The sequence below is a fragment of the Nitrospinota bacterium genome (assembly GCA_029881495.1).
Classification (GTDB): Bacteria; Nitrospinota_A; UBA7883; order JACRGQ01; family JACRGQ01; genus JAOUMJ01.
The window spans coordinates 1-2,660 of record JAOUMJ010000059.1; the positions used below are offsets into that span (position 1 = coordinate 1).

Below are 2,660 nucleotides of genomic sequence, written 5' to 3' on the forward strand. Positions count from 1 at the left end.
ATGGCGAAATGAAACCCGAAGAGGGTGTTTCGTACATGGTACGGACCGACAGTAACACCATCCTGTTTGATGTAGGCGTCAACACAGCAACAGATATGCCGACGCCGTTGACGATGCAGATGGAGAAGATGGGAATATCATGGGATGATTTTGACACCGTGGTTATATCGCATAACCACCCCGACCAATGGAGGAAACATAGGGCGTTCCGTTTAAACAAGAATCAGGTAGAGCTTGGCGAAGAGAGCTTTTATGTAGGTGAAAGCGCGGCGTATCCTGTGCTGGAACCGACATGGAACGAAAACCCGGTCGCAATCGGAAAAGGTATCGCCACTACCGGCGCTATCCCGAACAGGGATTTCATGATGGGATGGACCGCGGAACAGGCTCTTGTCGTAAACGTTGAGGGAAAAGGACTCGTAGTTATCTCCGGGTGCGGACATCAAACTCTACGCAGAATAGTTGAACGGGCCGAGATGATGTTCGATGCGCCGATGTACGGCATCGTATGCGGATATCATTATCCGGTAACAGACTCAAAATTGCGGATGCTTGCCGTTGAAATGCAAAAATATATGCCTGGGCATAATCACCCGCTTATCAGCATCTCTGACACGGATGTCGAAGAGAATATCGGGTTCTTAAAAGAGAAGGAGCTAAAGCTCGTTGCGATGTCTCCGCATGATTGCTGTGACAACGCCATTGACGAAGCGTTCCGCAACACCTTCCACGAGACTTACAGAAAAGTCGCCGTGGGTGAAAAGATCGTCTGCGAGGCATGACCGGGAGATCGCGTGAACGCACTCCCCATGTCCACAGAAGTTGCGCTCTCTGTCATATCAGTATAGATTGATGCAGACATTTAAAAGATAGGGAGCGCAAATTGATCTACCTGAACAACGCAGCAACGACTCTGCCTAAACCGCCTCAGGTTATACGTGCTATAAGGAACGCACTGGAAGGTATCGGTGCGAATCCCGGCAGAGGGGGCGACCCGCTGGTATATAAAGCCGATAAGCTCATATACTCCGCGCGGATACGCGCCGCCAAATTCTTCGGCCTTCCCGATCCGGCGCGGCTTATATTCACACCCGGTTGCACATACTCGATAAACATCGCTATCAGGGGCGCTCTTAAAAACGGCGACCACGTCATCACAACCGGCAGAATGCACAACGCTATCTCCCGCACAGTTTTCGATAAACGGCTCGGCCTGCAAGTATCTTCGATTGAGTGGGACGGAAAGTCCGGCTTCACGGAAGAGATGTTCAATAAATATCTGACACCCGCCACCAAAGCGATAATCGTAAACCACGGGAGCAACGTAGACGGACTGCTCCTCCCTATGGAAGCTATCGGCAAGATCGCAAAACAGCTCGGCCTGTTATTGATAGTCGATACAGCGCAGACCGCGGGCGTCATCCCAATCGATATGGAGAGATCAGGAATCGGCATACTCTGCGCGTCGGGACACAAAGGGCTGTACGGCCCGGCAGGTATCGGCATACTCGCGGTCGCCCCCGACGTCGATATCGAACCTCTTGTCTCGGGCGGAACAGGGAGCTTCAGCGAAGATATGGATATGCCGGAAACATATCCCGACCGCTTCGAGCCCGGCTCGCCGAACTTTTCAGGGATCGCAGGCCTTGACGCGGGGATTGCGTTCATCGAGAAAACTGGGATAGAAAAGATATTCCGGCACAAGATGAAACTCTGCGTGGAGGCGTATGAAGGTTTAATTAAATTCCCGGATGTAAATATTTTCTGGCCGGAGAAGGAAGCAAATCGTCTTCCGCTTTTTTCGTTTACCGTTGGAGAGATGGATCCTTCGGAAGTCGCGGAACATCTCGATAAGAAGTATAGGATAGCCACACGCACAGGTCTTCACTGCGCTCCGTTCGCGCATAAGGAGATAGGCACATACCCGATAGGTACAGTGCGAGTCTCCCCCGGCTTCTACAATAAGAGGGGGGATATAAAAAAGTTAATAAAAGCTGTGAAAGATCTGTCGGTCAAGAAAAAACGATGAGCGACTGCATAGCGGTTTTCAATACTACATACGAAACGCTCCGCGCCGAAGATTTTTTCCGCGCAGAGAAGATAAAGTTCAAGCCGATCCTGAAACCGAGGAAGATAGGCTCCGCCTGCCGTATGGCGCTGAAGTTTTCCGAAAAAGATATCGAGTCGGCAAAGCGAGCGGTCACTGCCGGAAACCTCGAACTCCTCTCCTTCTACCGCCACGTAAACGATACCTGGGTAAAATTTTAGAATCGGATTTTACATAGGCTTTTACTATATAGACCAAATCTATCCCTTTGTACTTCTTCTCACTGATCTGCTATTTTTTTTGAATTTAAGGCCACATTACGTTGAACTGATACCCATTTTGCATTTTCATGCGATATTATGGATTCAATTCTTTCTGCCAGCAAAACCTCAGCATTTCCAAATGAATATGGCCCAGCCATCGCAGAATAGAGATATTTTTCATGCCTTAGACTCTCACAAGTATTACGATAGGCAATCCAATTATGATGATATTGATTTAGGTGAAGCAAACCTTCACTTATAACAATTGCTACCCCTAAAATCGATGTAACATAACTTAAATAAGGTGAACTAACTGACAAAGCAACAACCGGAATGCTTGAACTAACAAG

General features: G+C 48.7%; 4 protein-coding genes. 3 read left to right on the forward strand and 1 reads right to left on the reverse strand.

Annotated features, from left to right (window positions below; translation table 11 throughout):
• The 3 genes from OEY64_13200 to OEY64_13210 form a co-directional block, all read left to right on the forward strand.
• On the forward strand, positions 1-782 hold a 782-nt coding region (locus OEY64_13200), incomplete at its 5' end, for an MBL fold metallo-hydrolase (protein MDH5543900.1).
• Between the two features lie 101 nt (positions 783-883).
• Positions 884-2,029: an aminotransferase class V-fold PLP-dependent enzyme gene (locus tag OEY64_13205; protein ID MDH5543901.1), complete on the forward strand. Its 1,146-nt coding sequence runs from the start codon at positions 884-886 to the stop codon at positions 2,027-2,029.
• Positions 2,026-2,268, forward strand: a complete 243-nt coding sequence (locus tag OEY64_13210) for a DUF3343 domain-containing protein (protein ID MDH5543902.1) — start codon at positions 2,026-2,028, stop codon at positions 2,266-2,268. The genes OEY64_13205 and OEY64_13210 overlap by 4 nt, the downstream gene beginning before the upstream one ends.
• 59 nt (positions 2,269-2,327) lie before the next feature.
• Here the strand turns inward: OEY64_13210 and OEY64_13215 are convergent.
• Positions 2,328-2,660: DUF4231 domain-containing protein (locus OEY64_13215; protein ID MDH5543903.1), on the reverse strand; the 333-nt coding region annotated here is incomplete at its 5' end.